The 24,231-nt window shown below is 53.8% G+C and carries 18 protein-coding genes; 9 read left to right on the top strand and 9 right to left on the bottom strand.

What is annotated here, in order from left to right; all coding sequences use genetic code 11:
* Positions 1-13: 13 nt before the first annotated feature.
* The 6 genes from HBA55_RS05135 (at position 14) to HBA55_RS05110 (ending at position 7,022) form a co-directional block, all read left to right on the top strand.
* Positions 14-976 (top strand): NAD(P)-dependent oxidoreductase, encoded by a 963-nt coding sequence (locus HBA55_RS05135; RefSeq protein WP_166988019.1) that lies wholly within the window; start codon positions 14-16, stop codon positions 974-976.
* Positions 977-990: 14 nt separating this feature from the next.
* A complete protein-coding gene (locus HBA55_RS05130) occupies positions 991-1,863 on the top strand; it encodes a TauD/TfdA dioxygenase family protein (protein ID WP_166988016.1) in 873 nt (290 codons plus the stop codon).
* Between the two features lie 35 nt (positions 1,864-1,898).
* Positions 1,899-2,669 (top strand): glucose 1-dehydrogenase, encoded by a 771-nt coding sequence (locus HBA55_RS05125; RefSeq protein WP_166988013.1) that lies wholly within the window; start codon positions 1,899-1,901, stop codon positions 2,667-2,669.
* A 14-nt stretch (positions 2,670-2,683) separates the two neighbouring features.
* Positions 2,684-4,243: a class I adenylate-forming enzyme family protein gene (locus HBA55_RS05120; protein ID WP_166988010.1), complete on the top strand. Its 1,560-nt coding sequence runs from the start codon at positions 2,684-2,686 to the stop codon at positions 4,241-4,243.
* Positions 4,240-5,376, top strand: a complete 1,137-nt coding sequence (locus HBA55_RS37990; protein ID WP_166988007.1) for a LuxR C-terminal-related transcriptional regulator — start codon at positions 4,240-4,242, stop codon at positions 5,374-5,376. Before HBA55_RS05120 ends, HBA55_RS37990 begins: the two co-directional genes overlap by 4 nt.
* A 92-nt stretch (positions 5,377-5,468) precedes the next feature.
* Positions 5,469-7,022 carry an acyl-CoA synthetase gene (locus HBA55_RS05110; protein WP_166988004.1) on the top strand — a complete coding sequence of 518 codons (1,554 nt, stop codon included), beginning with the start codon at positions 5,469-5,471 and terminating at the stop codon, positions 7,020-7,022.
* Between the two features lie 784 nt (positions 7,023-7,806).
* Here HBA55_RS05110 and HBA55_RS05105 read toward each other — a convergent pair.
* Both HBA55_RS05105 and HBA55_RS05100 read right to left on the bottom strand, forming a co-directional pair.
* Positions 7,807-8,964, bottom strand: a complete 1,158-nt coding sequence (locus HBA55_RS05105) for a CaiB/BaiF CoA transferase family protein (RefSeq protein WP_166988001.1) — start codon at positions 8,962-8,964, stop codon at positions 7,807-7,809.
* 167 nt (positions 8,965-9,131) lie between these two features.
* Positions 9,132-9,995, bottom strand: a complete 864-nt coding sequence (locus HBA55_RS05100) for an amidohydrolase family protein (protein ID WP_166987998.1) — start codon at positions 9,993-9,995, stop codon at positions 9,132-9,134.
* Positions 9,996-10,240: 245 nt separating this feature from the next.
* Here HBA55_RS05100 and HBA55_RS05095 point away from each other — a divergent pair, with 245 nt between their 5' ends.
* Positions 10,241-10,999 carry an SDR family NAD(P)-dependent oxidoreductase gene (locus HBA55_RS05095; protein ID WP_166987995.1) on the top strand — a complete coding sequence of 253 codons (759 nt, stop codon included), beginning with the start codon at positions 10,241-10,243 and terminating at the stop codon, positions 10,997-10,999.
* A gap of 14 nt (positions 11,000-11,013) precedes the next feature.
* Positions 11,014-12,312 carry an MFS transporter gene (locus HBA55_RS05090; protein ID WP_166987992.1) on the top strand — a complete coding sequence of 433 codons (1,299 nt, stop codon included), beginning with the start codon at positions 11,014-11,016 and terminating at the stop codon, positions 12,310-12,312.
* A 496-nt stretch (positions 12,313-12,808) separates the two neighbouring features.
* Here the strand turns inward: HBA55_RS05090 and HBA55_RS05085 are convergent, their stop codons facing one another.
* From HBA55_RS05085 to HBA55_RS05055, 7 genes are all read right to left on the bottom strand, one after another.
* Complete coding sequence (locus HBA55_RS05085; protein ID WP_206019517.1) at positions 12,809-13,903, bottom strand: zinc-dependent alcohol dehydrogenase; 1,095 nt, start codon at positions 13,901-13,903, stop codon at positions 12,809-12,811.
* Between the two features lie 302 nt (positions 13,904-14,205).
* A complete protein-coding gene (locus HBA55_RS05080) occupies positions 14,206-15,732 on the bottom strand; it encodes a class I adenylate-forming enzyme family protein (RefSeq protein ID WP_240945925.1) in 1,527 nt (508 codons plus the stop codon).
* 22 nt (positions 15,733-15,754) lie between these two features.
* Positions 15,755-16,222, bottom strand: coding sequence for a MaoC family dehydratase (locus HBA55_RS05075; protein ID WP_166987986.1), 468 nt, complete (start codon positions 16,220-16,222; stop codon positions 15,755-15,757).
* The gene (locus tag HBA55_RS05070; RefSeq protein WP_166987983.1) at positions 16,216-17,661 is read right to left on the bottom strand and encodes an AMP-binding protein; all 1,446 of its coding nucleotides are present in this window, start codon (positions 17,659-17,661) and stop codon (positions 16,216-16,218) included. Before HBA55_RS05070 ends, HBA55_RS05075 begins: the two co-directional genes overlap by 7 nt.
* Before the next feature lie 3 nt (positions 17,662-17,664).
* Positions 17,665-20,271, bottom strand: coding sequence for a CoA transferase (locus tag HBA55_RS05065; protein WP_166987980.1), 2,607 nt, complete (start codon positions 20,269-20,271; stop codon positions 17,665-17,667).
* 19 nt (positions 20,272-20,290) lie between these two features.
* Positions 20,291-21,949, bottom strand: coding sequence for a cytochrome P450 (locus tag HBA55_RS05060; RefSeq protein ID WP_166987977.1), 1,659 nt, complete (start codon positions 21,947-21,949; stop codon positions 20,291-20,293).
* Between the two features lie 89 nt (positions 21,950-22,038).
* Positions 22,039-23,256: an amidohydrolase family protein gene (locus HBA55_RS05055; RefSeq protein ID WP_166987975.1), complete on the bottom strand. Its 1,218-nt coding sequence runs from the start codon at positions 23,254-23,256 to the stop codon at positions 22,039-22,041.
* Positions 23,257-23,598: 342 nt separating this feature from the next.
* Here HBA55_RS05055 and HBA55_RS05050 point away from each other — a divergent pair, with 342 nt between their 5' ends.
* Positions 23,599-24,231: a TetR/AcrR family transcriptional regulator gene (locus HBA55_RS05050; protein ID WP_166987972.1), complete on the top strand. Its 633-nt coding sequence runs from the start codon at positions 23,599-23,601 to the stop codon at positions 24,229-24,231.

Below are 24,231 nucleotides of genomic sequence, written 5' to 3'. Positions count from 1 at the left end.
GGAGTTAGACACCATGAACCCAACTGAAAATCCAGAAACTCTTTCCGCCCCAAACTCTGCCGAAACCTCCTCAACGGCCCTAAAAATGGCGTTTATCGGCACCGGGACCATGGGATTTCCCATGGCGGAACGATTTATTCGTGCTGGTTATTCTCCTTTGATCTATGACCAGAACCCCCAGTGCGTTGATGCACTGGTTGAACTGGGCGGACGAAGGGCCTCAGACCTGATGCAGGTATCATCATCGGCCAATGTTGTATTCCTGTCGTTACCGGGGCCAATACAAGTGCAGGAAGTTGTCAGCGGCGAACAGGGATTGATGCATAATCTTAAACCAGACAGCGTCATTGTGGACCTGTCCACCAGCGCGGCTGAAACGTCACGCCGGTTATCACAACAATGCCGCACCCGGGATATTCAGTTTTTGGATGCTCCGGTCAGCGGCGGTGTAAAAGGTTGTCGCGACGGCAGTCTGATTTTGATGATGGGCGGACACCAACCCACCGTCGACAAAATTCGACCGTTGCTCGATGTTATTAGCCGAGAGGTGGTTTACCTCGGTGAAAGCGGCTCGGGCAACATCGCCAAACTGGTTCATAACCAGCTCTACTTATGCGGCGAAGTTTTATTTTATGAAGCATTGGTTCTAGCGGGAAAATCGGGAGTAGAACTCCCCTCTCTGATCAAAATTCTGAACGACAGCGGCCTTGGAGGCATACACACAAAAATGTCCGGTCGCGTACTCGAACGGCAACATGACCAGCCGGTGTTTTCGCTGGCACTGGCCGAGAAGGATGTAGCTCTGGCATTGTCGGAAGGCCGTTCCTTGGACGTCCCAATGCCTTCCAGTAGCGCCGCACACCAGACGCTGTTGGCGGCCAGAGCGGCCGGCTTTGGCAACAGGAATTTTTGGTCAGCCATCGAAATACTGGAGCGCAATGCGAACTTTCGCTTAGACGCGTCCAATGCCAATTAAGGAGCCTCATTGACATGAGCTGTAGTAATCTGAAAATCGAACGTATCTCGCACTCACTGGGAGCGCGAGTCTCCAATGTTGATCTCAACCATATTGACGATGCCACCTTTGAACTGATTCGAGAAGCGCTGTACGAACATCTGATGCTGGTTTTCCCGGATCAACACGATCTGGAACCCGAAGGTCATGCGCGTTTTATGGCGCGATTCGGGGAACTGGTGGTACACGCTCACGCCGACCAATACAGCGACGCATTGCCTCAGGTTTGTGTGCTTAACAGCGAAACCGGTGGCCGGGCCGATGTCTGGCACTCTGACGTCACCTATATTGAAAAACCACCCATTATCACCTGCCCCCGATTAGTCTATGGACCGGAAGTGGGCGGCGAAACCATGTTCGCCAATATGTACCTGGCTTACGAGCAGCTGTCGCAGCCTCTGCGAGAATTGCTGGACGGTTTGAGCGCCCTGCACTCTTCAACGATTGACCCTGACATGTGCTGGGAACACCCCTCCATTATCGACCATCATCACACCGGGAAACGTGCGCTTTATGTAAACCGTCTGTTCACCACCAGCTTGCGGCAACTGCGCCCTGAAGAAAGTCGCGTACTGCTCGATTATCTGTACCAACACTCCGAACAACCCGAATTCGGCACTCGACACCGTTGGAGTAAAGGCGATGTTGTGATGTGGGACAACCGCGCAGCATTGCATTATGCCGTAGGGGATTACGACGAACCACGGATGTTACACCGCTGCATGGTTCATGGCCCCGCTCCCCGAGGTAACCCCCCTCGCTGGCAGCGCCCGGCCAAAATGCGGGCATCATCAAAAGCCGGACTGATTGCCCGCTCCGGTGAATCGCGTGAAGCCATTAGCGGGTGAATTAAAGGCCATTAGTGGCTAGAAGGAGTAAAGACATGTTTAATTTGGAAGGCAAAGTTGCACTGATTAGTGGCGCCGCACGCGGCCAGGGAGAAATCGAAGCCCGGCTTTTCGCCGAGCTGGGCGCCAAAGTAGTCATCGCCGATCTACGCGAAGAAGAAGGCAAGCAGGTAGCCAACAGTATTGGGCTTGAGAAAGCCATGTTCTGCGAACTGGATGTCACCTCTCGTAAAAGCTGGACCGCCGCGGTGCAGGCGGCACAGGAACGTTTTGGCGAACTCAACGTTTTAGTCAACAACGCCGGCATTGTATGCACTGGCAGCATTGAACACCAATCGGAAGAAGAATACATGGTGGTGGTACGTGTCAATCAATTAGGCACTTACCTGGGCATGCAAACAGCTATTCCCGCGCTGCGTGCGGCCGGTGGAGGCTCCATTGTCAACATCGCCTCCAACGCCGCCAATCGAGGCGCCATGAATTCCAACGCCTATGTGGCTTCAAAATGGGCCGTTCGCGGCATGACCAAAACCGCTGCGCTGGAGTTAGGCAAAGATAAAATTCGCGTTAACTCGGTGCATCCCGGGGTGATCAATACCGCCATGGTGCAGTGGGACAAATACAGTGAAGAACAGAAGCAGGCGGTTGTGGGTAACTTTGCCCTGCCTCGCATCGGCGAGCCACAGGAAGTGGCTACCATGGTGGCGTTTCTCGCTTCCGATGCCGCCAGCTACAGCACCGGTGCCGAATTTATGGTTGACGGTGGCGCCATTGCCGGCAACGCCCATACCGCGTTTAAGGAATAACCGGGAGCTACGCCATGAACAAGCAGCTGACTTTGTGGGGACTGATCGCTGAGCGCGCCCGCCTGACTCCTGGTAAACGCTTCTGTCGGGATGAGCATAAACGATCATTGAGCTTTGCTGAGTATCGGCAGGAAGCCGAGCGACTGGCGCTGATTCTGCACCAACGGGGTATTTCCAGCGGTGACCGTGTTGCCTGGCAACTACCCAGCTGGATTGATACCTTGGTCGTCTGCGCAGCACTGGCGCGGCTCGGTGCCGTACAGATGCCGCTGTTCCCCAGTTTGCGATTCAATGAAGTCAGCCACTTGTGTTCGATGGCGGAACCAAAGCTTCTGATCACTCCTGCCACATGGAAGTCATTCGACTATGCCGATATGGCAGCACGGATTCAGGCACAACAGATTTCGTCCATGGATACCATGACCCTATCGCCCCCAGATCATACTGCGGAGCATCGAGATGGGAGTTCTGGTTTGGAGCGTACATTGCCCGAAGCACAGGAAACGGTCGACGATTATCCTGAACGCTGGATTTACTGTACCTCGGGAACCACGTCATCGCCCAAAGCCGCGCGTCACAGCGACCTTGCCTTTATTACCGTCGGACACGGTATGAATGCTGCTCTGGAGCTTACTTCCCGAGACGTGGTGCCCATCTATTTTCCCTTTGCCCATGTTGGGGGCCTGATGTGGCTTGTCTCCAGTTTGTTGACAGGTTGCGAGCTGGTTATGGTAGAAGCCTTTAACGACGACGGTCTGCGGGTGGGTGACAGTTTCGGTGCCACTATCGGCGGTGCAGGCACGGCCTTTCATCTCGGGTTTCAGCGCTATCAGCAACAATCCGAAGGTGATTGCTTTTCGATGATGAGGTGTTTTACTGGCGGAGGTGCCCCCAAACCCCCTTCTCTTCACTACGAGATGAAAGACGCGTTCGATTGTGCCGGTATCATCAGCGGCTATGGCATGACCGAATGCCCGATTATCACCATGAATACGGTGCGGGATCCGGACGATAAGCTCGCCAACACAGAGGGACGCTTGCTGCCTGGAATGCGGGTCAAGATCGTTGACCGCAATGGACAGATATGCGGACCAGGACAGGAGGGAGAAATCCGAGTCAAAGGTCCGCATTTGTGTCTGGGGTTTCTGGACTCACACCTGAACGAGACGGCGTTTGATAATGAGGGCTATTTTCGCAGCGGTGATTTGGGTCATTTGGACAATGAGGGCTGGCTCACGATCAGCGGTCGCCTGAAGGACATCATTATTCGTAAGGGGGAGAACATTTCCGCAAAGAAAGTCGAGGATGTTCTGTTCCTGCACGCGCTGATTTCCGATGCTGTTGTCGTTGGGATACCCGATAACGAACGCGGCGAAATGGCCTGTGCTGTTGTTACGCTGGCAGAGAGTCAGTCCGAGTTTGATATCAATAGTCTGCAACGACACTGCCTTGATAAGGGTCTGATGATCCAGGAAGTACCGGAACGTTGGTTGCGGGTTGACAGCCTGCCCAGAAATGCAAGCGGCAAGATCCTCAAAGACCAAGTCCGTCGGCAGTTGCTGGAGCCATCGTGATCAATGCCACTGAACTGTCTGCGCTACTGTTCGAACTCTATCAGGGTTATCACAGTGAAAAATCATCGGGTCATTGGTGTGCACGCTTTTTGTCGCTGCTTGTTGAGCAACTGCGGCTGCAAAAAGCGTCACTAATTGTTATCCCCCCGCATGATGACGACCGGGGGCTGATATTCACAAGCTCTCCAGACGGAGACATTGCGCTTGCCCAGGATATACTGCAAACCTACGCCGACTACTACGCCCGGGATCCCTTGGTCAATATTCCCACCGGACGCCTATTAACGGTGGATGATCTGATCTCTCGTGCCGAATTTGAAGCCAGCGACTACTACCAGGCATTTCTGCAACCACTTGGAGTACATAAAGTCGCCGGTATGGACTGGTGCTCGGATGATGGTGCCCGGTGCTCTTTGCGCTTGATGCGGACTAAAGAACAGGAGCGATTTGGTTCCCGTGAACGACAATTCCTGACACTGCTTTTGCCTCATTTGCGCCAGGCCACAGCGATCGCCAATCACCTCAGTTGCTTGGCCAGTGAAAGCCGTATCTATTCCGATATGGTGGCCAAGCGGGCAATCGGAATCGTCACACTGGATGATAAGGGCTGTGTCCTCAAAAAGAACACCGCTGCCGAACAATACCTGTCGCACATGGGTAGTACTGCGCTGGGGAAAGGTCGACCACGACTGGGAGATCACGATGCCTGTCGCCGTCTTGAAAGGTTTATTGATGAAGCCATCTCCGCCGCCCGAAAAAACGTCAACTACTCCATTAACGCGTTATCGGTTAACACGGACCAAGGTAGCTTTCAGTTGCTGGTAAAACCACTGCCACAGACCCGAAGCCCCACCTGGGAAGCCGCCCCCTGTGTGGCCCTGTTGATTCAGGCGCCCGAACATCGCTTTGATATTTCGGTGAGAACATTGATGAACCTTTACGGGCTCACACTGACCGAAGCAACCGTGGCAACCATCATGTCGGAGGGCCACACCTCTGAAGAAGTGGCGCAAGAGATGAACATTAAGAAGAACACCGTTCGGGCTCATATTCGCTCGCTGTTCGCCAAGTTGGGTGTGTCACGGCAGTCTATGTTGGTCTCTGTTGTGCTCAATAGCCTCGCAACGACCTGAATTGCCAATCGCTTTTGACGGATTCGATCATTCTTCGCCTGCTGGGTATCCGATAGTCTGTCGTGAATAATACAAGGACTGAGGTACCAACGATGTCAGCAAAGAGTTTCTGGGACTATGCACAGCAAGCCCCCTCCAAGTTAGGCCTGGTTTCCCCCGAGGGGGAGGAGTTTTCCCGAGGCGAGCTTTTTTCGGAGTCCAATCGTCTTGTGCGGGGATTGCGCGAGCAAGGCCTTGCCGCAGGAGACGTAGTCGCGGTGTGTATGCCCAACCGCAAGGAGCTGCTGAGCCTGAGCCTGGCGACGTTTCAGGCAGGTATGTATCTGGTTCCTATCAATTGGCATCTCGCCGCCGCAGAAGTTGCCTACATTCTGTCGGATTGCGGAGCCAAGATCTTTATCGCGGACGAACGCATCGACAACGTAGCCTCAATGGCAGTAGAAGAAGCCAGTTTGGAACACCGCAGTTGTTTTTGCATTGGCAACATCGAAGGCTTCAGGCCCTTTGACGAGCTGGTCTGGGATTATTCCGACCAACTTCCGGAGGATCGTAGCGCCGGGGCTGTTATGAATTACACCTCGGGGACCACCGGTAAACCCAAAGGCGTACAGCGCCCCCTGGCCGGACTGGATCCAGAAACGGCTGCACAGCTTGCAACGGGATTGTTGCAGATTCTCGGCAGTAAACCCGAAGACGACAACGTCAATATCACCTGCTCGCCGCTGTACCACACCGCAGTACTGGTTTGGGCCAATGCTTCTTTGCATTTGGGTCATCCCGTGGTTTTGATGGACAAATGGGACGCCGAAGATATGCTACGTCTGATCGAAAAGTACCGGGTGACCACTTCCCACATGGTGCCGACGCAACTCACGCGTTTGCTCAAACTGCCTGAGAGCGTGCGCAATCGCTACGATTGTTCCTCCACCCGAAGAATGGTGCATGCCGCCGCGCCCTGCCCGCCGGATATCAAACGAGGCATGATTGAGTGGTGGGGCAACAGTATTTACGAATACTATGCGGCCAGTGAAGGCGGCGGTACCATTGTCTCGCCGCAAGAGTGGCTGCAACATCCCGGCACCGTGGGCAAACCCTGGCCCAACGCGGATATCCGGATTTTTAATGACGATGGCGAAGAGATGCCGACCGGCGAGCAGGGAACGGTTTACATGCGCCTCAGCGAGCGGGCGGATTTCGAGTACAAGGGAGACACAGACAAAACCCGGGCCAATCGCATCGATAATTACTTTACCGTCGGCGATGTTGGCTACTTGAACGACGAAGGGTACTTGTTTCTGTGCGACCGAAAGATTGACATGATTATTTCCGGCGGCGCCAATATCTATCCCGCGGAAATTGAAAACGTGTTGATATTGCATCCTCAGGTGGCAGACTGCGCGGTCTTTGGTATTCCCCACGAAGACTGGGGCGAGGAGATCAAAGCGGTGGTGCAATTGGCGGATGGAGCTACAGAAGACGATAACACCACCGCAACATTACTGGACTTCCTGGCGACCCGGCTCGCGAAAATGAAGCTGCCCAAATCCATTGATTACTTGCCGGAATTACCTCGTGATCCCAACGGTAAGTTGTTCAAACGGCGGTTGCGTGATCCTTACTGGAAAGATCAGAAACAAAAGGTATAGCGATAAAATACACCACTGCAAAAGTGGATTTTTTAGGGGATTTGCGAGTGTTTGTATCCAGGCTATGGCAGAAATGTGCCATAACCGGAAGTTGGAATTAGCAGAAATTGCGTTCGAGCGTAGGTCGGATTAGGCGCTTTGCGGCGTAATCCGACGGTGCCGCAGGCGTTGTTCGTTGGCTGCGGCCCGATTTTTGACCCCCTTGGATGTTGCTGCAACAGGCGGTTTATTCGCGGCCGCCGCCAATTTAAACCTTCGGCGGAACGGCGGATTACGGCTTCGCCTAATCCGCCCTACAATCGTGCGGCCGTTGCAGGCATCTGCGGCATCCCGCACCTTGCAAAAGAAGGCAAAAACGTGAAGGTAAGGGCCGCTTCGAAGGGAGCACAGAGCTCTAATTAAGAAACCAATTATCGATGCAAAGGGCCGATTCGGGGTGCATCCATATGTGACAATGTTCCGCCATGGACAAGGTGAATTCGAGCAAAGCTCGAAGAGAGGGCAGCCTGGGCTGTGGCGGAACTATTAGCGACCATGGACGGCTCGAGCGTGTTCCAGATGGCTGCACCCCGAAGCGGACCGTTCCCGAACTATAAAAGAAAACGGCTCCCTTCGAAGCGGCCCGCCACGATCCATCTAGCGCACGAACAAAACACCAACCAATGGCCGGTTATGGCACATTTCTGCCCATCTGGTCCCGCCTATCTCTTCTGGCAATTTTCCGAAGATTCGTAAAGCCAGCATGTTTATGGCGCCCCAAGCTGGCACCTTTGAGGTAAGTAACTCAAACTGAGTTCGAGGGCTCGGTAACCACTTCGCTGTGAATCAAAACGTCTGCATCCAGCTCCAATTGTTGCAGTATTTCCCGACTGTTTTGCCCCGGTTTGACTATCGGTCCCTGTATCTGACTTGGTGTCTGGTCAAAACGAGGTGCCGGTGCGGACTGGATAACCCCCTCAACCTCAACAAAGTTGCCCCGCGCGATATTGTGGGAATGAAACATTGCCTCTTTTAACGACAGTACCGGTGCGAAGCAAACGTCGCTGCCTTCCAACAGATCAATCCATTGGGCCTGGCTTTTTTGACGAAACAGATCTGCCAGATCCCGCCGACCTGTTTCCCAGCCATTGCTGTCGAAATGGGATTGACGGGAATCTCCTGAAGGTTGAAATCCGGTTTTCTCCACCAACAGCTGGAAAAACTGTGGCTCTATGGCACCCACAGAAATATACTCACCGTCGGCGCATTCGTAGGTGTTGTAGAAGTGAGCTCCACCATCGAGGATGTTTTGCTGGCGCTGGTCCTGCCACAAACCACTGGCAGCGAAACCATGAATACAGCTCAAGAGTGAAATGGTACCGTCGGTGATGGCGCTATCCACCACCTGCCCCTGGCCACAGGATTTTGCGTGGATATACGCCGACAATACGCCCATGACCAAATAGAGAGCGCCACCCCCTAGATCACCCACCAGATTAAGGGGTGGTGCAGGTTTATCGCCGCCGATCGCATGCAGTGCTCCAGTGATAGCAATGTAATTAATATCGTGCCCAGCGGCGCCCGCCAGTGGCCCTTGCTGGCCCCACCCGGTCATTCGTCCATATACTAGTCTGGCGTTGCGTTGATGACAGATTTCGGGCCCCAGCCCCAGCTTTTCCATAACGCCTGGGCGAAATCCCTCCAGCAGAATATCCGCCGACTCAATTAGCGACAGTGCCACTTGCCTCCCCTCTTCATGCTTAAGATTAAGGGCTATGGATTTTCTGCCTCGGCTGGTGACATCATAGGGATTGGGGGAGGCGTTACTGCGATCAATGCGGATCACTTCAGCGCCCATGTCAGAAAGCAGCATCCCCGCAAAGGGTACGGGGCCGATGGCAGCCATTTCGATAATTCGCAGGCCCCGCAGGGGGCCGCCAGAAGTTTTTATCTGGTCACTCATTGTTGGTTTCCTCGTTAACAAAAATTGACCCGCAATATGCCATAAACACGGGGTCGCAAATGGCATTTACCCTGGTGTCAGCGGGTGAAACAATATTTTTTGTTTAGGAGGACATTGAAAAGAGAAGTCTGCGCCGACGGCACTCGGCGCTCAGTTACAATACTAACTTAGTTCGGAGACTGTGAAAACTCATTAATTTTGAATCCGCTGTAGCGAGACTGCCTCTGACCAAACAGTATTTTATCCGCCGTATTGAAGAGAAAATTCTCCAGCAGCGCTTCGTCAAAGCCAAGCTCGTGAGTTTCCTTCAAACAACGCTCGATGGTTAGTACGGGATGATCAGAGGCAAACATAATTTTCTCCCGGCCGCGGGTTTTCATATAGTGGAGTAATTCTGGCGGGAAATACTTTGGTGCGTAGGCGGAAGTCATCATGTAGAGATTGTGGTACTTGATCATAAGCCGGATGGCAAAGTCCCACCAGGGGTCGGCGCCGTGCTGCATGATGATTTTTAACTCCGGAAAAAAATGACAGACACGGTCGAGATAGAACGGGTTCTGACACTCGCTGGGTAGTGGCGGACCACAGATACCGGTGTTAATGCCAACAGGAAGATCCATCTCAATGCACTTGGTATAGAGAGGATAATAGATAGCATCATTCGGCGGCACGTCGATTTGAAAGGGCGCGACACGCGCCAGGGCGACGGGATAGTCTCTCGCCAGCGCTTCCAGCTCCCACAGCGTCTTCATGCCACGTTTTAGATCCGGAACCACCGACAAAAAGAAGCGGCCAGGATATTTGTCGGCAAATTCCAATATGCGCTGCTTGGGCTCTTCTAAACTGTAGGTAACCAGCGCCTTCTCTACATTCAAGCGATCCATTTCCCCGATAAGCTCATCGGGCTCAATGTTTTTGATGAAGCTTTCGTCACCACGAAAGTAGTCCTTTTTAACGGATTTGATGTAGTCGAGATCCGCCACATCGCCCATGTTGACATTAATCCATGGGTCTATTGATTTTTGGTACATTTCTGATTCTTGACTCAAGAAACCACCCCTTTGCATAGTCAGTCAATAAAGCATCATCTTACTCTGGCACGCCGCCCCCAACGTGGTCGTTTCCCGCCGATATCGCCCTACAAATTACACCAAAAAGCGTTGGCGTCTGTTGCCCAGATATCACGGTGGAAAACGCCATTGTGGGAAAGTGTCGGATTGGTGCATGTTGGATCTTCTGAAAAACATTCACGAACCCAAAAAAGAAGGATCCAACCATGATATCGCTGACTGGAAAAGTGGCCATTATTACCGGTGCTGCTCGCGGGCAGGGCGCTGCAGAAGCACGTTTGTTCTCCGAGTTAGGTGCCAAGGTTGTTGTTGCCGATGTTTTGACGGACGAAGGACAACAACTGGCTGCCGATATCGGCGACAACGCCGTTTTTCATCCACTGGATGTCACCTCCACGCAACAGTGGCAAGAGACAGTCAAGTTCACCCTAAAGACATTCGGCAAGCTCGACGTGCTGGTTAACAACGCCGGCATTGCGCCGCCCGCCATGCTCGAAGACATTTCTGACGAGTTGTATATGAACGTGGTATCGGTCAATCAGCTGGGTGTGATACTCGGAATGCGCACCGTGATACCGGCAATGAAGGACAACCAGGGCGGCTCTATTATCAACATCGCCTCAACCGCTGCCATGCGAGGCGTACCCAGGAGTATTGCCTATTGCTCCACCAAATGGGCCGTCAGAGGCATGACCAAGACCGCCGCCATGGAGCTGGGCCGTTACGGCATCCGCGTTAATTCAGTACATCCCGGCGCCATCGATACTGCCATGGTGGAATGGGAAAAACGCAGCGACAAGGAACGTCGTGCTATTGTCGGCGGTCTGCCGATCTCCAGAATCGGCTCTCCCCACGAAGTGGCGCAGACCGTAGCCTTTTTAGCGTCTGACGCCAGCGCATACAGTACCGGTGCCGAATATATCGTCGATGGCGGCTCCCTGGCCGGCAATCCATTATTTGGCTAACAGGAGTCAATGCCATGACTGATACAGGAATTTATCGGCCGGGAATTTTCCATGGCCACAAAATTGTCGCGTTGACAGTCTACGCCCAACTGTTCGCCGTCGGTTGTTCCAGCTATATTTTCGGGTTGTTTATCGAGCCCATCAGCCAGGACCTCGGCGTTTCTCGCAGCCTGTTGGGTTGGGGGCCAACCATTATATTCCTGATGTCTACCGGGCTCTCTCCCCTGTTCGGCTATTGGCTGGACAAGGGAGGCTTTCGTTCGATGGCAATTGCAGGCAGTCTCCTGCTCGCCGCCGGACTGTGTGCTTTGTCGGTGTTAACACAACTCTGGCAACTGGGGCTGGCATTGGCTTTATTGGTTGGGTTGGGAGCGGGCCTGCTGGGCCCTGTGCCCAGTTCGGCAGTCATAGTTAACTGGTACGAACAACACCGGGGCATGGCACTGGGAATTTCAGCTGCCGGAATTTCACTGGGCGGGTTTATTCTGCCGCCGGTAACCGCCTTGCTCATCGCACAGTTCGGTTGGCAAGGCTGTTTGCAATTGCTGGGTATTGTTGCCCTCTTGACCATCACCCCCGCAGCCTGGAAGCTGGCCATCGCCAAACCAGCAGATATCGGGCTTCGTCCCTTGGGCGAAGATGTCGGCAGCAGCGTTGAAAATAAAGGGGCCTGTGGAGAAAACTCCGAGACTACAGTAACGCAGATATTAGGTCGCGGTGGATTCTGGATCATCGCTTTGGCTATTGGCCTTGGCAACGGCACCGGAATCTTCTTGATTACTTATATTGCTCCCTTTTCGGCTGAGCTGGGTGTCGACAGCCAAAGAGGCGCCTTTCTGATCTCAGCGCTGGCGGCCTCTTCGTTGTCCGGTAAATTTGTATTCGGTTATCTGTGTGATCGATTCAGTGCTCACCGTATGTTGTTGTTGATTACGCTGGGTTTGATGTGTGGCTGGGGGGTTCTTCTCAGTGGCCAGCCCTCACTGGTCGCTTTGATCGTCGGTATTGTGGTCACCGGCATCTCCACCGGTGGTCTTCTACCCGTCTGGAATCTGCTGGTGGCGCAGTTTTTTGGACAAGCCGCCTTTGCCCGTGCGATCGGTTTGATGTACCTGGTCACCACCGTGTTTATTCTATTGCCGGGCCCCATCGGTGGCTATGGCTATGACCTGTACGGCGGCTACGCGCCGGTCATGAGAGTGCTGTGGTTTGCCTTTCCCGTGATGGCCGTTTTGTCTTTGCTGTTAGGCCAGAGACACTTCAAGACCGATAAGGCCTCGACTACAAGCGCCGGTGCCACCGGACAAACCTGACCAGAGTCTGGTTCAATAACTGACATTGTTGATTTGACGGCAATGTGCCATAACCGGTCTTAGAAATTCGCAGGATTGGTACTCTGACGGCGTTGTTTATGCGTAGGGCGGATTAGGCGCTTGCGCCGTAATCCGCCGGTTCTGCCGGTTCTGCCGGTTCTGCCGGAGATGTTCGTTGGCTTCGGCCCGGTTTTTAACACCCTTGAATGTGCCTGCAACAGGTGATTTGTACACGGCCGCCGCCAATTTAAACCTTCGGCGGATCGGTGGATTACGAAGCGCAAAGCGCTTCTAATCCACCCTACGTCGTGCGGTCGTTGCAGACATTATCGAACGCCCATGGTGCCCTGAACCAGGATTATGAACTTCCGGTTATGGCACTTTGCCGTCGAAGCCCAAGCCCAAACCGACCTCAGCGGGCTGCAGCAGAACCCTCCCAGGGGATTATCCGGACCAAACGTGGTTCGGGAGAAGTGCATTATGATGTATAGTGGCCCTAAAAGCCGGGAATCAGACAGGAATGAATGGATTCTTCACCGGGGATCTCCCGGGCCAGGGTTTTAATGGCCGTCTCTGCATCTTCAAGTGCAAAGTTGTGAGTGTGCATGGCTTCAAGTGGCAAACTGCCTGACTCAATCGCCCGAATGGCCGCGCGATAACCGCTGGAAGTGACACCACTGGCACCTTTTATCGTCAATTCCTTACCAATGATCTTGTCACTGATAAAATCCGGTACCGCCTTATAACCTTTCATCCCCGCCAGTACCACCGTACCGCCCTTGCGAGCAAACTCGATGGCATCAACAATCGGCCGGGTCGCATAAGGGGTCAGATCAATCACCACATCCACACCCTTGCCGTCAGTAATCTCCTTGACTCTTTGGATAGGGTTTTCTACTTCGACATCGATGGTATGATCTGCACCAAAAAGCTTTGCCAATTTCAGCTTTTCCTCGTCAGCGGACAAACCAGTCACGATAATCTCCCCGGCGCCTGCCTGTCTGGCAGCAATCACGCTTGCCAACCCGCGTTGCCCTGGCCCCATAATTAAAACACTGTCACCCAGTCTGGTTTGCGGCAGCTCCACCGCCCAGCGGAATCCGGCGCCCAGCGGATTAAACATCACCGCAATCTCGGCGGGAATGGAATCCTTCATTTTGTGAACGATGGAATTGCCATCGAGATACATATACTGCGAATAGGCACCCCAGAGCCCTGGAGAATATGACGTCGGCATAAATGAATATACACGCAGGTCGCCGCAACGCTGGTACTGACCGTCGTGGCAAGTGGGGCAATTGTGGCAGGCAATCAGTGTTTCCACGGCCACCCGGTCACCGACGTCCACACCCCAACGCTTGGCGGCCTTATCTCCGATGGCAGCAATTCTCCCCAGAGGTTCATGACCGGGGACGGCCGGGTAAGGGGTTGGTAAATGCCCTTCGTACTGTTCGTAATCACTGCCACAGATACCGCAGGCTTCGATTTGCAGAATAGCACTGTTGTCGTCAATATCTGGAATGGGAATGTCACGGCCCTCCAGCATTCGAACACCGGTCTGGACCATGGCAAAGGAAGTCTTTGGCAACATATTGTTCACCTTCTGTTGAATTTGAATCAGAATAGTGAATCTGCTCCGGGGTTTGAATGGAGAAAGCCACCGCTTTGTGGTGACCAAATCCACCGAAGCAGCGGCTTTGTTTCATTGACAACTGCCACGGCCTGTCGCCCTCGGAGATTCAATGCAGGAAATGATTCACCCGTAGCAGCGCGCTCTGAGCGCGACCGGAATATCGTGCCAAACCCGGTCGCCCTCGGAGTGGGCTGCTACGTTTTTTGCGTACGTCGTTGGAGGGGATTGCATTGGGTTTTGAAAAGAACTTTTGGCAAAAATCAGCCGAAGCGCTGCTTAAGCTGTTCCTTCATCACCTTACCACTGGCATTGCGGGGAATCGCATCCACGAATTCGAGCCTTTCCGGGACTTCCTGCCGCAGAAGTCCCTCCTGCAAACAAAACGCGGAGAGTTCCTGCAAGCTTAACTTATGCTTGATGTCTGTCATTTGAATCACCGCACAGGCCAACTCTCCACGCAGGTCATCCGGCAACCCGATGACGGTGATATCCTCGACCGACTCGTGCAGAATGATCGCATCTTCTATTTTCTTCGCCGACAGGTTCTCCCCTTTGCGAATAATCACGTCTTTAAGCCGTCCGGTCACCGTTAACCAGCCATCTTCGTTAACGAAACCAATATCGCCACTGCGCAGGTAACCTTCGTCATCGAAGGCCTGGGCATCCAGCCTGGCGTCCACGTACCCTTTGCACAGATGCGGCCCCTTGAGGCAAACTTCTCCAGCTTCACCGGGTAGCAGCCGGTTTCCCGAGGCATCGGCAATTTTTAACAGCATGCCCGGTAAAGCGCGCCCCTCCGTGGTTGCCAACATGGCATCTGGGTCGTGCACCGTGTTCATGGTGGCTATCGGGCATTCAGTCAGCCCATAGCCGGATACCATACCCAAACAGTCCAGCTCCCGCTGTGCCTGTTCGTGCAGCAAAGGGGGTTTAGCCGCGCCGCCACCGGTGGTGCATCGCAGATTCGGAAACAACGGCTGCTGCGGTTGATTTCGCTGCGCATTGAGGTAACTGTGAACAAACGCCGGCCCGGCACCGGCAACCGTCACCCCGCGCTCCGCCATCAGCGGAAACATGGTCTCAGAAAAACGAGACATTACCAGGGATTCAGCACCACTGATAAAATGGGCCGCCAGCCAGATAAAGCCTCCGATATGGGTAAATGGGAATACCATCGGAATCACATCGCGGCTGGACAGCTCCAGCACCATACTCATGCCCATTGCGGTGCTGACAATGGCCTCATCACAATGCAAGGCGCCCTTCGGGGCCGCTGTGGTGCCGGAAGTATAGAATATCCAGGAAATTTCCTGCGCGGGATTGTGGCGTGCGTACGGCTCCAACGCAACATCGGTCGATTCCTTTGCCGGGACTTCCGCATCCGCTGATAATACCAGGCAACTGAGTTGCGCATTGTTCTCGCTCAGCCCGGCCGCCATACCAGCGTAGTCAAATCCGTTCCATTCAGCGGGCACAACCAGCCATTGCACATGACTTTGGTCGCAAATAAACCCCACTTCTTTCTGTCGAAGAAAAGGCAACAGGGGCACTTGCACCGCACCAAGACGACATAAGCCGGAGGCCAGTAGCAACGACTCCAAAGATGTTGGCAGTTGCCAGGCAACGCGAGTGCCACGACGGATGCCGTGAGTTTGCAGCCACAATGCGTAGCAAGCCGCCCGCTCCGAAAATTGCTGAAAAGTCAGGGCACGATCCTGTTCGTCCCGCACAAATAATCTATCGGGCGACATCCGTGCCCGCTCTTCGATGATCTCCCAGAGCGTCATCCCGTTCACGATATTCCTCCCACTAAAACCTGTACAACAGCGACATATTGTAGACCAACGCCGGTTTGCCACTGCCCTCGGCCTGGATCGCAACTTCACTCGTCAGCAGTACGCCCTTCGGGTGCTCTTCGACCGCCATCAGCTTCTGGCGCGCATGTATGCGGGAACCTGCAACGACCGGCGCCAGAAAGCGAAGCCCCTTGGAACCGTAATTGGCCACGCTACTGTGGTTAACGACGTTAAAGCTGGCTGGGGGGCGCACCCGGGACATCAAGCTCAGAATCAAAAAACCGTGGGCGATCGTAGCACCGTACGGACTTGATTGTTTTGCCCTTTCAACGTCAGTGTGAATCCACTGTCGGTCGCCACTGAGTTCGGCAAAGCTATCAATCACACTTTGTGTCACTTGAAAATAGTCCGACCAGGGGCCGTAATCGTCGCTGATCTGCCCGCGCAGTGCATTAATGTCGTTGCAATCTATTGTCAGCATTGGATTCTCTCCTGCCGTAGTCTGGAGCGGCAAATCTTGCCTGCATCATCGCGCAGGAGTTCGCCAACAAATTCGAAGCTTCTGGGAATTTTGACTGCAGCGATGGTCGCCTCGAGATGTTTAAGCAAGGCCGGTTCAGCAATCTCCGTTTCTGAATCAATGATGGCATGAACCCGTTGACCCAGGTCTTCGCAGGGTAGACCAACCACCCCACAAGAACGTACACCCCTGTAGGACTCTATGGCCGCTTCCACCTCCGCCGGGTAAATATTGATGCCGCCACTCACGATCATGTCGACGCGCCGATCAACCAGATAGAGATAACCATCTGTATCCACATAACCGACATCGCCCAGGGTTTCAAAACCGTCCCAACAGGTCGTCTCTGCTCCCAGATAGCTGTAGGTGGAACCGGGCCCGGTAGCAGGCCTCATATACACATCCCCAATCACACCCGCTTCGACTTCTTGCCCATGAGTGTCCAGAATTTTAAGTTCCGTGCCCGCTGCCGGCCGCCCCACTGAGCCTTTGTGGGCGAGCCATTCAGTACCGCTGATCAGTGTGCTTCCGATGCGCTCAGAACCGCCGTAAGACTCGTACACTTTCTCAGCGCCCAGCCAATCGATCCAAATCTGTTTCAGGTTTATTGATATCGGCGCACTGCTGGACATTACCACCTGCAGGGAATCGAGGTTGTAGCTGTCGCGAACCGCTTCGGGCAGATGCCAGATTCTGTGCATCATGGTGGGTACGAGGATAATCCAGTTGATACGGTGCTTCTCGATCATACGCAGAGTCAATTCCGGATCAAAACGACTCATCAACACCACGGTGCACCCTTTAAAGAGACTGTCTGTGGTGGTGATAAAAGGCCCGGAATGGTATAGAGGCCCGCCGGGTACTAATACATTGCTGCCGCTTTTGCGTCCCCAACGTGACACTTCCGGATCCAACTGTGCCGGTTTGCCATCTACAATGAGTTTGGGTGTGCCAGTGCTGCCGCCCGAGGGCAGGGCCTGAGCATGGGGCGACACTTTGTCGGGCAGGGGAGCATCCGACAGATCCAGTCTTGGTTGAAAGCCAGCGGCCAGGGTCTTCAGTCCATTGGAATGTTGCTCACTTAAGCCAACCACGAGCCGGGGTGATGTCAGATTCAGTAATGTGTCAAGCTCGACGCCGGGTAAACGCGGTGACAAGGGTGCGGGAATGGCACCCAGTTTCCAGCAGGCCATGGCGGCAATCACAAACTCAATGCCGTTGGGCAGCACGATACTGACAAAGTCTCCTTCGGCGACACCCTGTTCGGTGTAGGCTCGAGCCATGCGATTCGACTGTCGGTCCAGCTCCTTAAAAGTAATGGATTTTAAATCGCAGATGATCGCTGTTCGATCCGGTGTCTCGTCAGCGAACTTTCTCAGAGCGCTGGGGTAAGAAATCACAGCTCACTCCTCCCGCTTTTTTTGCACAAAGAAATAGTCGTTACGGTTACCAATGGCCGGCAGATAATCCCAGGCCACCTCTTGCTCATAGAACTCAGCAATTTGCGTTTCGGTGTAACCCAATTCCTGTAACACCTGCCGTGTATGCTGCCCTACCTTGGGTGTAGGGCTGAGCTTTTGATAGTGAAGATCTTCACCGCAGCGGACCCAGGCAGGCAGGGGTAATATCATCGGTAAGCCGCAGGGGTGGTCTTCAAAGCAGGCGAAATCCAGCGTTGTGTCGCTCTTCAGGATAGCTGGCTGATTGTCGGTAACCGGCAGTGGCCCGCCGTGACACAGCTCGTCAATATTCAGCACAGGATGGCAACCGATGCCTGCCGCCGAGAGTGTTGCGTACCAATACTCGGCATTCTGCTCCAGAAAACCGGCTTCCAAAGCCCCCTGTTCCAACTGCTCTTGCGTGTGGTTGCTGCGCCCGCCAACCAACTCGGCCAATACTTCTTTGTCTGCTGGCAAAGCGCCAACATAAAGCCATTTATCGCAGCAAGCGTAGAGGCGTTGGTACCAGCATTCACCGTAGGCAAACCAACCTTCACTTCCGGCGCGCCCCGAACAAGTCTCACCACTGATCAGCTGCGGCAACTGATAAAAATTGCATCCTCGTGCCAGGGAGGCAAAGCCGCTGCCGGCAAAGCCGGTTCGTCCCTGTTGGTAGAGGGCCAATAGACTACTGAACGCCAGACTCAGACCTCCCATCAAGTCGGTAAAAATCTCCATAACCTGGCTGGGTGAATCGATGGTTCCTCTGGAGGCTTCCAGGCCGCTGGTCATATTCGGGTTGGGATCGTAGCCGGGCATGGCTTCCCAGCCCCCTGCTTCTGTTGCACCAAAGGCGCTGACCTGGCAAACGATAACTTTGGGGTTAATGGCCTTGAGTTGCGGTGCACTGAATCCCAACCGTTGCGCCACCTCTTGCAAGCGGTTATGCAAGACGATATCCGCCTCGGCCAGCAGTCGTTCAAATACCGTCCGGCCCGCTTCTGTCCTGGTATCCAACACCATGCTGCGTTTGCCCTGATTAACCTCCAGTGTCCAGCCAAGGTGCATGGGCAAATTGAAACTCTTTGGTGGTTCAATGCGGATCACCTCGGCACCGTACTGTGCCAGGGTATAGGCAGCATTGGGGCCGGCCACTACGTTGCAGAGGTCGATCACTTTTACGCCCTGGAGCAGCTTTCCTTTGGTAAGGGTTTCGGCCCGGTTGATTTGCTGGTCATCCCCCGGGCGTATCTGCAAAAAGCTTTGCTGCAATTGTTCCCAGCTCGTGTCGACAGGTTCACGAAAGTCTGCGTCCGCGGTCAAGCCCATGACACGCTCCCCCGGACCGGTCACATCCACGGTTCGCCCCACTGTTGTGATACGATCTCTTCCCTCACCCATGGGCACAAACATGCCCGCATGTGCCAGCTCAGGTATGGTCAGCCATTGTTCCCGACTGCGAACGTAAGAAAACGGGATGCTGGCCTCCAGCATCAGTTGCTGACATTCATCCGCTGTTTTGTGGGCTACCTGTGCTTGAATCAAATCAATCAGATAGGCGCTGTCTTCTGCTGTCAGTTCCCAGGCATTGGCCAGATTGCGAATACCCGTCGCTTCCTCCGGATTCCAAGGTGAGTGAATCACAAACCCCTGCTGCTGCAATTGCTCGCCTATGCCGAGAACCCTAAAAAAGCGGTGCGCCATTTCGGGTTTAATGGGCATAAACATCATCAGTCGCTCATCTTTCGAGCGGTAGGCGTGAGTCACAAAGTTCTTGGGCATCAGTTTCTGCGCGTTCTTGAGTTTGCGCTCAGCCACTACCTGATCGTCAGAACGGGAATAGACCAGAGGTTGCAGTGCTTCCGGCAGAGGCCCCTGAGAGAGCTTGTCATGTCCGCTTCTGAGACTGCCCCCCCGGTAGATAAAACCGCGGGTACAGGTCGACAGGCCCGCCGCCGCCAATGGCGTCTCAATATAGATCCCACCACCTGGGTTATCCGCGCTGTGTTGACTGCGGGCGTGCAGCCCGGCCAGCACCGCCACCACCCCGTGCATAGCGCCAAATGCCGAACAGGGAGCAAGCTTCATATAATGGGGCGGAAAACCGAATTTGTTGCGCAGAGGGTCCATCGCATAGAGACTGGTGGCCGCGCAAAGCACACCTTCCCAAGCCTGAATATGTGCTCGCGCGGAGTCCTTGGCGGAAAATCCCGGCAGAGACAAATACACCAATGACGGATTGATGGCCTTCACAGCCGGGTAAGATAATCCCAGGGTTGCCATCACACCGGGACGAAAGTTCTCAATCAGCACATCCGCACTGCGCACCAGCGCCATGGCCCGCTCTTTACCTTCGGCCGTTTTAAGATCGAGCGTTAACAGGCGTTTGTTGCGATTCAATACCCGGTGCTGTGCCTCGGAAAGTTCACAGGCACCGGGGCGTATCACCCTGACAACATCCGCCCCCTGATCGGCTAATAGCATGGCTGCCATGGGTCCGGCGTAATAGTGCCCAAAGTCCACCACCTTGAGGCCCGCCAGCGGACCTTTGTATGCTGTTGCGTCTTTCATCGCCATCTCGGTGTCAGAGTCAGTAAGGGTGGTAAACGCGGCTGACAAACTTCCATTCTGTCCCTTCGCGGACATATTCGTCTTCGTAGTAGCCGCCCTTGGGGTTGGTATAGGCTTCGGGCAAACCACGAATTTCAACCGAACATTTGCCGGTTGCGTGGTCGCCGTTTACCGTAATGCTGTGGTTGTGGATATAGGGTTTGGGGGCCATGGCTACCATATCTTTGTAAAATTCGCGCATGGCTTGCTTGCCGGAAACTTCGCCAAACTGCCTGTCACTACTCTCGACCTTGACATCGAGACGGGCGCTTTCTGAGAACAGTCCTAACAGGGCGTCCAGATCACCAACGGCCACCGCGTGGCAGTAGTCCGCCGCAAGGTCACGAATGGCGTCCTTGGCGATCAGATAGTCGACGGCCGTTCCACCCTCTTTCCGAGTCTCCGGGTCAAACTCGATGGGCATGGCCTTGATGGCGTTGACGAAATAGTCTCTGACGTATTCCACCGGCCCCGCGAATTTGGGGTTGCGCAATCTCGGTACGATTTCTTCGAGCATCACCTTCATTTCCATACGCGCCAGGTGCGACCCGAGACAAAAATGTTGGCCGATCCCAAATGCGCGGTGCTCTTTGTAGAGTCCGGGCATCCTTTGACCGCGGGTAATATCAAAGGTCATCGGATCGTCGAACACACGCTCATCGCGGTTAACGCCGTGCCAAAACAAAATCACCTTATCGCCCTTGGCAATGGTGTGGCCGGCCAGCTCCACATCCTCGGTGGCGACACGGCGCATGGCCACAAACGCCGCGTTGTAACGCAACATTTCTTCACAGGCATCAGCAATCAGACTGGGGTCTTCCACTAACATCTGCAGTTGTTGCGGGTGTTCCATCAGCAGCCGCATGCCGTGTGAAATCACCGAGCGAGTACTCTCGTTGCCAGCGATAATCAACATCAGGAAAAACGCACAAAACTCCTCTTCCGTCAGTGATTCCTCATCCACTTTTCCGTCCAGCAAGGTACCGACAATGTTGTTAACCGGTCGTTGCCTATGTTTCTTCGCCAGTTCCAGCGCATACAGGTATACATTGGCGCCGGCATCCTGGGCCGCTTTCAGGTTATCCTCCCCTTCACTCATGCTGTCATCCTGGGAGAACATCATGGCGTTGGTCCAATGGAAGAACTGCTTTCTGTCTTCCGGCGGCACACCGCATAACTCCAATATTGCGATCAGCGGCAGCTCTGCTGCAACCTCCTCCACAAATTCACAGTGCCCCCTCGCTGCCACACGATCGACGATCTCTTTGGCGTAGCGACGAAATTTCTGTTCGTAGTCCTGTACTGCCGAGGGTGTAAACGCATTGCGGGCAATCCGACGGTAGCGACTGTGCCTGGGGGGATCCATGCTGACGATCATCAAGCGCTGCTTGGCGAGCTGCTCTTCGTCCAACTCCATAGGGGCTATCGAACCGATCTCGCTGGAAAACAGCTGCGGGTTTTTGCAGATATAGTCGACCTCGTCCCGACCCTGTATCGCCCAATAAGGTACACCGGTGATGGGATCATCAATTTTGACAACAGCACCGCCCTGCTTGCGTACTTCAAGCATGATGTCGTGATGATTACCCTGTTGGTACAGATCCGGGTCCAACAGATTGTGATAGGGGCACTGGCTCATGTTTCCTCCTTGTTGTGCTCTTTAAGGTATTGAAAAAATCTTCCTGACTTTTTCAATACACGAAAAGGATAAAATGCGATTTTTCCGACCTAGGCGTATTGTGACTCACGTGCATTGACGAACAGGTAACAGCCCGAATCTTCCGGAATTTGCTCCAGCGGAGTTTCGATCATGTCGGCGGTGGGGCCGTACTTCTGTGCCAGTGGCTTAAGTTTTTCCAGATCAAACTTGTAGAGCCGCGCCGCGTTTTCCGCAAAGATCATGCGGCGTTCGCGTTCGGGAACTTCGCCAAAAGTCAGCTGCAAAGACTCCAGGTTATAGGGGTAGGTCCCTTCATAGTGCGGATAGTCGTTGCCCCAACAGATTTGGTCGACAGTGACATTGTCGCTGCCCTGCAGCTCTTCGATACTGGGGAAGCTGGCGCCGTAAAAGCAATTGCGCTGAGCATAATAGCTTGGTGGCTCGCTAAGCACCCAGTCGGTTTTTGCCAATTCCACTTCACCCAGGGAACCGGCCTTGGCGCCATAGTGTATCTTGTCCAATAGCGACAACACACTGGGCGCCCAGGAACAGCCAGACTCAGTAAGAATGTATTTGAGTTTCGGATAGCGTTCAAAAACGCCGCTGAGCAGCAAATGGCTGTAGCCACGCTTGCCGAAGTAACCCACCTCCGACAACCACACCGCCTTGGCCACGGTACCATCTCCGTAATCCGGCGTGCCCTGACCCGAGTGCTGGTTCATCACCAGGTCGCAGTCCTGAATGGCGGCAAACAGCGGCTCCCAACAGGGATCGTAGAGAGGTCGCAGCCAGGTGCAGTCTTCAGGGATCAGAGGTAACAAAACGCCACCGCGCAAACCGGCCTTGGCAATCCACTCTACATCTTTGATCGCCTCGTCAATGTCATTGGGCAAGATCAATCCCACACCGGCACGACGATCGGGATCCTCGTCGCAAAAGTCCTTCAACCAGCGGTTATGTGCGCGTATTCCCTGCAGACAGTATTCGTACTCTTCGGGCTTGGGGGGTTGTGACGTGACCAAACTGCTGCGATAAAACGGCGGTACTGTGTTCGGATAAATCACTTCACCTACAACGCCCTGGCCGTTCTGCTCTGCATTGCGCAATTCACCGTCCCAGTTCTTGTTTTTCTTAATACCGACGTGGTCGCGAGAAGGGTTTTTGTAGCTACCACGCCAATCGTCAAACAAAGGGCGATACTTTGGATCCAGATACTCTCGATATTGCTCAATACTGGCACCGGCATGGCTGTCCGCGGTGATCAGGATATAGGGGTCATGGCTCATGATTGTCTCCGACAAATAACGATGGGCCTCATCTTATAAGCTGCCCCACAGCCACAGAAGAACGAAAACCACCGTTTACGATGGTCAATTTCATTCATCAAAAGTGGAGAGCTGTTCGTGTTCGATATTTTGAACATAAGTAATATTTTCGCTAATTATCAATAACTTATACTAGCCACCGGTGACAGAGACGGCGTCTGAAGGAACCACGCGGTGAACATATAAACTCCTACTTGAGCAACGCCGGCCATAAAGTAAGTAAATCTTTATTTACTTTTTATCGGTTTGGGTCTACCTTACTAGAATGGCATTCAGACCAATGACTCGCGAAACGGCCTTTTGATGAATAAAACCGCAAAACCAAGGAAAATCGGGCGCCCCTCGGGCAGCTCCCGTGAGCAGACACTGGAGAAGATTCTCGCCAGTTCACTCAAGCTCTTTTCCAATAAGGGTTTTGCCGCCACGCGTTTGAAAGATATTGCTGAAGATATCGGTGTGACCACGCCGACGCTCTATAAATATTTTGAATCCAAGGTACCTATTTACGGCGCCATCTTCGACAGTATCTATGTGGACTTGATTCCCAAGTTTGAAATTGCTATCGGCAACAGTCAAACCCTGCGTGAGCAGTTGCGTGGGCTGTTACGAGTGACCATGGAGCTTCACAGCAACAACCCCGATATCACCATGTTTATGGCGACGGCCGCGATTGAAACCCGGCGCCACGAAGAGCTGGCCACCTACTTTGCCAATCGCTCCAGCCGCTTCAATCTGGCGTTGCAACGAATGTTCGATGCCGCCAAGGCTCGTGGGGAAATCTCCCACGAACTGGAAACCGGCAATCTGATTTCGACGTTCCTGGGCGGTATTATGGGAATGTCCATCGCCTATCAGGGCATTCCCGGTGCTTCGCTGGAAAAATCCGTGGATGTGTTTATCGCCCTGATGGAAAACTCGTTTTTTGAGGGGAGCTGA

It is taken from the genome of Pseudomaricurvus alkylphenolicus, from assembly GCF_011683955.1.
GTDB lineage: Bacteria > Pseudomonadota > Gammaproteobacteria > Pseudomonadales > Cellvibrionaceae > Pseudomaricurvus > Pseudomaricurvus alkylphenolicus.
This window is presented reverse-complemented; position numbering and strand designations above follow the sequence as displayed.